This is a genomic window from Psychrobacter coccoides (genome assembly GCF_017498085.1).
Classification (GTDB): Bacteria; Pseudomonadota; Gammaproteobacteria; order Pseudomonadales; family Moraxellaceae; genus Psychrobacter; species Psychrobacter coccoides.
The window spans coordinates 214,803-221,089 of sequence record NZ_JAGBKM010000002.1 but is presented as its reverse complement, the minus strand read 5'-3'; the positions used below and the strand labels follow the sequence as shown (position 1 = coordinate 221,089).

Genomic DNA, 6,287 nt, shown 5'->3' with positions numbered 1-6,287 from the left:
TTTAAACTTCTCTCTATTGGCTGGTTGGCTAGTATGATAGGTCATTCTGCTTTCCGCCTTCCCTTTCGACTGGGTGGCATTATACTCGGTTTTTACTGGGGATCAAGGGGGTAGCTTCTAAATAATTCAAACTATTTTAAAGTCTATTGGATTTTCAGGATATTAGGGCTGCTGATGGTTATAAAAATTCTCAATAGCTGACTGATTATAGTGGACGGTTAGCCATTCTAATTATTAACTATATTAAAGGCGAAGCGTTAAGGACAAAGGTTTTTCGTCCATTGGCCTGTGTTGTCACCACGTGCGCACTTATACTGTACGCCGTACTGTACCCAGTTCCAATCCAATCCCAATGGCTTCTTTTCTGACTTAAAGCTTATTCGGTAGCGCTCAGCACTGACACTATCATCCATGAGGTCAGAACGAGTAATGATGACAACAGCAGTGTTAGGTTGAGCATTGGATGGGTATATAAAAGTCTGTGCTAAATCATAGTCAGCATTTACTTCTGCAGGGCCGCCATTGATCAGGTCTAGCTTTTGTAGACCACATGCGATAAGTCCTGTTTCCATTGGGCAAGAGGCCAAAGCGATATCAACTATGCGGCCATTAAGCTTTATCGGTTTAAAGTTATTTGGGTTGGCCGCTTCTGCACGTGTAATAAAAGATGATGGTAGCTGTGCAATCGGATCGCTCGCAGCTTGCACACTGCTTGCGTAGCTGAATAATAAAGCAAATAGCAATACGAGTAAGACTTTACTGTATAGTCTTGAGAGGTAAACAAACGAACCATAGGCCTTAGCTTGAATCATCATAATGACAATGACCTCAACATTGTTAGAACGAAAAAAGCACTTACCTTTCGGTAAGTCTCTTGATTAGAGTCAGCTCAATTTACAAATGTTGCTAGGGCGTGTCTTCATTTTAAAAATGGTCATAAAAATGAGATAAATTGCTGTCAGACAAGGAAAATAACGCAGATAATATCGGGATATTAACCAGTTATTTGACGAAGTATGACAAAGTTTAGCCATTTTTAGCCCATTTAGATATCATCATTTGAATTGAAGACACGCCCTAGGCTACTGGGATACTTTCTTTTCAAATACATCGGTGCAGCCTTTATATAATCTCCACGTCAAAAAACCTTCTTGTAACACGTTAAGAGATTTATACCTTTTTTTGAACGGGCTATATAAAGACTCTACACAGTTTCAACCACCAGCTTTGGCTTTAATCGTGGTAAAAATACCAGACAACGCATAAATAATACCAATAGCTAAAATACCGACAGGAATATCATAAAGTACAATACTCATGACCAACACCCCAATAATAAGTACCACAAAAGGGACTTTCTTTTTATCAAACTCTTTAAAGCTATAGTATTTTACATTACTCACCATAAGTAGGCCGCAGATCACTACCCAAGCAGCAAATAACATCATGACAGTCGTGTCATACTGTCCAACCCATTCATTATGATCGACAGCAACCATCACAGCTGAGGTTACCAATATTGCTGCTAGTGGACTGGCCAAGCCAACAAAGAACTTTTTATCCACTTCACCAATTTGTACGTTAAACCTTGCCAGACGAAATGCGCCGCAAGCGGTAAAGACAAAAGCACATCCCAAACCGATACGGCCTAATGGCTCTAAGGCAAAGCTATATACCAGTATCGCAGGAGCGATACCAAAAGCGAGCATATCCGCCAAAGAGTCGTATTGTTCGCCAAAGGGGCTTTGCGCATTGAGCATGCGTGCCACTCGACCATCAGCACCATCGAGGATGGCTGATAAAAAGATGGCCAAGGAAGCCTTATAAAACTCACCTTGGGTACTGGCTAATATTGAATAAAAACCAGACAGTAGTGATAACGTAGTGATCAGGTTTGGCGCTAAATAGACACCACGACTGACCACCTGCTTGCCCTCGGCGACTTCTGTCTCTATGACTTCAAAAGTCAAACCATCATAGCCTTTGTTGTCTGCTAAACGAATATTGAACTCGTGCTCATCAACAAATGGCGGTTGAGTTGACGCAGTGTCCTGTGAAGACCCATTACCCAAAGCATCTTGATTTGATGGATCTATGGGTGCTTTCATGTTCGTCATCTCATCATCCTTACGTGTCGCCATTGTTATTCGCCAACCAGCCAGCGTACATTGGTCGCACTATCAGGTGTCATATCTGGTGCATCAGCCACCTTTAAGAAAGGCTGTAAAAAGCGCAATATCTCCCGAGCATGATTATCAAACTGCCACGGTGGATTAATAATGAGCATGCCTGTGCCATTAAGTCCAACGGCGATATCGTTGGGATAAATATTAAGCTCACAAATCAACTGACGTCTGATATCCGTACGCTTCAGCTTTTTATAAAACAGCTCAACGGCTTCGATGTTTTTGATAGGGAACCAAAGCGCATATGTCCCTTGTGGCCATTTATTATAGGCTGCCACCAACAAGTCGATAAGCCGCGTAAAGTCTTTGTGCTCTTGCTCATAAGGCGGGTCCAGAAAAATAAGACCACGGCGCTCGGTTGGTGGGATAACAGCGGTAATGCCTTCAAAAGCATTACGATGATGAATACCTATCGGTAGCTTATACAACTGATAGTTAAGCGCATCATACTCACTGGCTTTGGCTTCAAACGCCTCACCACGTATACCTGCACCTGCATGCTTTTCGACATGATGGGCGATCCACCAAGGCGAGCCAGGATAGACCTTATTGTCATAAGTCAATCTGGCCTGTTTGATGCCTTCCATATAGTCTTTGACCGCAGCGGGTGCTGATAGCATATCAGTGTCATCCGCTTTTAACAGAGCTTTGATACCGCCTTCGGCTTCTCCAGTTTTACGGGCTTCTTCACTACTTAGCGAATACAGACCACGGCCGCCATAAGCATCGAGCGCATAGAAAGGTTTGTTTTTTTGACTCAATTGATTGAGCAGTTGCACCAATAAAATGTGTTTTACCACATCAGCAAAGTTACCAGCATGGTAGGCGTGTTTATAGTTCATAGTTATTCATAATCTGAAAAGTTTAAGTGAGAAAAATTGCATCTATGGTAGCATAGGAAGTAGAAAAGATAATGTGGTTTTGGTAAGCACCATCGATAAAAGAAGACAAAAAAGCATAAAACGATTGATGATCGTGATTCATTGACATTGACGTTATAGCAATTCAGGGCTATAACCGTTTTAAATAGAGTAATCGATAACGAGGTGAAATGACGAAGATTATTAGCAACTTGAATGTGACAAACCTGATGGTCGACGAGCCGATAGGTCCTGATAACCCGCCACTGCTTGAGCCTTGGGCAAAAAGCGTCAGTGACTCACTTGTGACCCAAGATATATTACAAATGTCAGACTTTGCTGTGCGCTGGGATGAAAGATTGACAGACACACAGCTAGATAGGTTTGTAGAAGATGGCTGGTTGGTGCTTGATGACGTATTTATGGACAAAGCACTGTTAGCCCTGCAAGCAGAAAGCGGCTTTATCGACTACCGTGATGCAGAGCTCACTGCAGGGGTGCGAGTCCGTGATATTCGAGGTGACAGGATTCGCTGGATCACAAAAAACTTCTTTGCAGGTTATTTTTATCTACAAAGTATCAATGCGCTCGCCACTTTATTTAATCAAAGCTTGTTTGCTGGTATTCGCCATAGTGAAGCACACTATGCTTGCTATCCGGCAGGCTTCGGCTATCAATGGCACAGTGACAACCCTGCTGGCCGTGATGAGCGTGTTATTTCAGCGGTGTTTTATCTCAATGATGAATGGACAATCAATGATGGGGGCGCTTTAGAGATCGTTGACAAACACGGCATTCATCATAATGTCATGCCTATGGCCAATCGGCTGGTAATCTTTGATAGTGATCTGCAGCATCAGGTACAAATCGCTCATCGACAACGCTACTCTATCGCAACATGGATGCGCCGAGATGGTTTGGTGCCCTTTGTTGAAGAAGACAATTGATATAGTCCGTTCAAAGTAAAATTGTTATAAATTTAAATGCGCTACTGGTATAAATTTTACTTGCGTGCTGCTATCACAGAGGCTGCGCAAAATTCATCCCAGCAGTGCTATGTCATTTCTAGAGTAAATCGACTATAGTTCATTCTATTTATAATATAAAATATAAAAGGTTAGCTTATGCCCAACTCCAAAGACCTTCCTACCCATCAACAAGACACACTAGAGTTAAGCATCTCGTTACTTGAACGCCCATCGGTAACCCCCGATGATGATGGTTGCCAAGATATATTGTCGTCTCGCTTACAACAGGCAGGCTTTGACTGCGAGTTTATGTATTTTGGGGATCGAGATCAAAGCGGCGAGGATGCAGAGGTTAAAAACCTTTGGGCAAGGCGTGGCACGACAGATCCTGTCATTTGTTTTGCTGGGCATACCGATGTCGTACCGACAGGCGATGTAAAAAACTGGACTTATCCGCCCTTTACCCCAACCATCAAAGATGGCTATCTATGGGCACGTGGTGCTGCGGATATGAAAACGGGAATTGCTGCTTTTACGGTCGCCGCCGAGCGTTTCGTTGCCAATCATCCTGAGCATACCGGCTCTATTGCAATGCTTATTACCTCTGATGAAGAAGGCCCTTCGATTAATGGCACGGTAAAAGTCATCGAAGCACTAGAAGCACGGCAGGAAAAAATCACTTACTGTCTCGTTGGCGAGCCATCCAGTACCGATACTTTAGGTGATATCATCAAAAACGGTCGCCGTGGCTCATTGGGTGCGGTGCTCACGGTAACAGGGAAACAAGGTCATGTGGCTTATCCGCATCTGGCCTGCAACCCTATTCATGCAGCTATGGCAGCATTGGCAGAACTTACGGCGACAGCTTGGGACAAAGGCAATGATTATTTTCCTGCAACATCATTGCAAATTTCCAATATCAATAGTGGTACAGGCGCAACCAACGTCATCCCTGAAGCCTTAACCGCTGTCTTTAACTTTCGGTTTTCGACGGAGACGACAGAAGCTGAATTAAAAGAAAAGACGCATGCTATTTTTGATAAATATTTTGCGGACAGCAAAGCAAAATATGACATTGATTGGAAGTTATCAGGGCAGCCGTTTTTGACTCCAGAAGGCAAGCTCGTCTCGGCATGTCAAAACGCTATTAAATCGGTGACTGGTATCGAGACAACATTATCTACATCGGGCGGTACGTCAGATGGCCGCTTTATCGCACCGACTGGTGCACAAGTGGTCGAGCTTGGCGTACGCAATGCCACCATTCATCAGGTCGATGAAAAAGTAGAAGTTGATGATTTAGGGAAGTTGGCACAGATTTATGAAGGGGTTTTGGAGCATTTACTACTAAATTAAGAAGATGACGTTTAAAAAAAGGCGTTACTTATCCGGTAAGTAACACCCTGTAGTTTCTGTTGGCTTAGTTGATGCCAATATAAAGATCCACTTGCCCATATTCTAAATTGCCATCGATATAGTGCTCAAAGTCGACATCAAAAGTTCGACTGTGCGCGCAGTCTGGATTATGGAAATATTCCCAAGCCTTCTCCCACGCATTCATCACAGTATTGGGCATATGACCCGTTTCAGAAAACACCAAATACTTGCCTGCAGGAATATTGACTGCGACTACATCACCCGCACTTTGCTGCGCTTGCTCACTGTCTACTTTCCAACTGGCCACCACATCAAACGCCCCTACCAAATCATCACTTTCATAGTTAAGGTAGATACCGTAGATATCCTCACCTTCGGGCAATTTGCCCATATGCTCTTGATAGAATTTTTGCCATAGACGACCTAACTTGGCGGTCTCAAAGCTGATTTCAGCGTTATTGGTGGTACGAACGCTAATACCTTGGCAAGCAATAGCCTCAGACAGCGTTTTGGTTTGTGACGTCATGATGTTACCTATCCTATGATGGTATTAGGGTGGTTATTGGGTTTTGTACTTAAGAGGCGATGCAAACTAAGCTAGTCAGCCTCATCAATCCAATTCATCTGAATGGCTTCTAAAATACCTTCATTTGAGCGTTGCGGATCGTCGTCAAAGTTTTCAAGCTCAGTTACCCAGCGATGCAGATCAGTAAAGCGAATGTATTGTGGATCGGTCTCAGGAAACTTTTCATACAACTCAATAGCAATGTCTAAGCTGTCGGTCCATTTTAGCTTTTGCGGATTCATAGTGGCTCCTTAAGTGTTGTTATTTAAAAAACGTTTGAATGGTCCATTAACGGCATGGCCTCTATCCTATCAAACTTCACCAGATGATT

At 43.2% G+C, this 6,287-nt stretch carries 7 protein-coding genes; 2 read left to right on the top strand and 5 right to left on the bottom strand.

The features are described 5' to 3' along the window. Nucleotides 1-257: 257 nt before the first annotated feature. The 3 genes from J3492_RS02530 to J3492_RS02520 form a co-directional block, all read right to left on the bottom strand. On the bottom strand, nt 258-815 hold the full coding sequence (locus J3492_RS02530; RefSeq protein WP_243453056.1) for a hypothetical protein: 558 nt from the start codon (nt 813-815) through the stop codon (nt 258-260). A gap of 399 nt (nt 816-1,214) precedes the next feature. After that, nucleotides 1,215-2,108, bottom strand: a complete 894-nt coding sequence (gene pssA, locus J3492_RS02525; RefSeq protein ID WP_243453060.1) for a CDP-diacylglycerol--serine O-phosphatidyltransferase — start codon at nt 2,106-2,108, stop codon at nt 1,215-1,217. 35 nt (nt 2,109-2,143) lie between these two features. Further along, the gene (locus tag J3492_RS02520; RefSeq protein WP_207989445.1) at nt 2,144-3,028 is read right to left on the bottom strand and encodes a 23S rRNA (adenine(2030)-N(6))-methyltransferase RlmJ; all 885 of its coding nucleotides are present in this window, start codon (nt 3,026-3,028) and stop codon (nt 2,144-2,146) included. 209 nt (nt 3,029-3,237) lie between these two features. Between J3492_RS02520 and J3492_RS02515 the strand changes: the two genes are divergently transcribed. Beyond that, on the top strand, nt 3,238-3,993 hold the full coding sequence (locus J3492_RS02515) for a 2OG-Fe(II) oxygenase (RefSeq protein ID WP_207989443.1): 756 nt from the start codon (nt 3,238-3,240) through the stop codon (nt 3,991-3,993). Between the two features lie 177 nt (nt 3,994-4,170). Next, nucleotides 4,171-5,370 (top strand): succinyl-diaminopimelate desuccinylase, encoded by a 1,200-nt coding sequence (dapE, locus tag J3492_RS02510; RefSeq protein WP_207989441.1) that lies wholly within the window; start codon nt 4,171-4,173, stop codon nt 5,368-5,370. Nucleotides 5,371-5,434: 64 nt separating this feature from the next. On the opposite strand, the gene J3492_RS02505 is transcribed toward dapE, so the two are convergent. Further along, nucleotides 5,435-5,917 (bottom strand): GyrI-like domain-containing protein, encoded by a 483-nt coding sequence (locus tag J3492_RS02505; RefSeq protein ID WP_207989439.1) that lies wholly within the window; start codon nt 5,915-5,917, stop codon nt 5,435-5,437. Between the two features lie 71 nt (nt 5,918-5,988). Next, nucleotides 5,989-6,198 (bottom strand): Fe-S cluster assembly protein IscX, encoded by a 210-nt coding sequence (gene iscX / locus J3492_RS02500; RefSeq protein WP_201574071.1) that lies wholly within the window; start codon nt 6,196-6,198, stop codon nt 5,989-5,991. Nucleotides 6,199-6,287 lie beyond the last annotated feature (89 nt).

What these genes read in the sequence shown, in the direction of transcription:
- J3492_RS02520 (WP_207989445.1), bottom strand. Translation starts at nt 3,028, where the DNA reads ATGAACTATAAACACGCCTACCATGCTGGTAACTTTGCTGATGTGGTA.
- J3492_RS02515 (WP_207989443.1), top strand. Translation starts at nt 3,238, where the DNA reads ATGACGAAGATTATTAGCAACTTGAATGTGACAAACCTGATGGTCGAC.
- iscX (WP_201574071.1), bottom strand. Translation starts at nt 6,198, where the DNA reads ATGAATCCGCAAAAGCTAAAATGGACCGACAGCTTAGACATTGCTATT.
- J3492_RS02530 (WP_243453056.1), bottom strand. Translation starts at nt 815, where the DNA reads ATGATGATTCAAGCTAAGGCCTATGGTTCGTTTGTTTACCTCTCAAGA.
- pssA (WP_243453060.1), bottom strand. Translation starts at nt 2,108, where the DNA reads ATGAAAGCACCCATAGATCCATCAAATCAAGATGCTTTGGGTAATGGG.
- J3492_RS02505 (WP_207989439.1), bottom strand. Translation starts at nt 5,917, where the DNA reads ATGACGTCACAAACCAAAACGCTGTCTGAGGCTATTGCTTGCCAAGGT.
- dapE (WP_207989441.1), top strand. Translation starts at nt 4,171, where the DNA reads ATGCCCAACTCCAAAGACCTTCCTACCCATCAACAAGACACACTAGAG.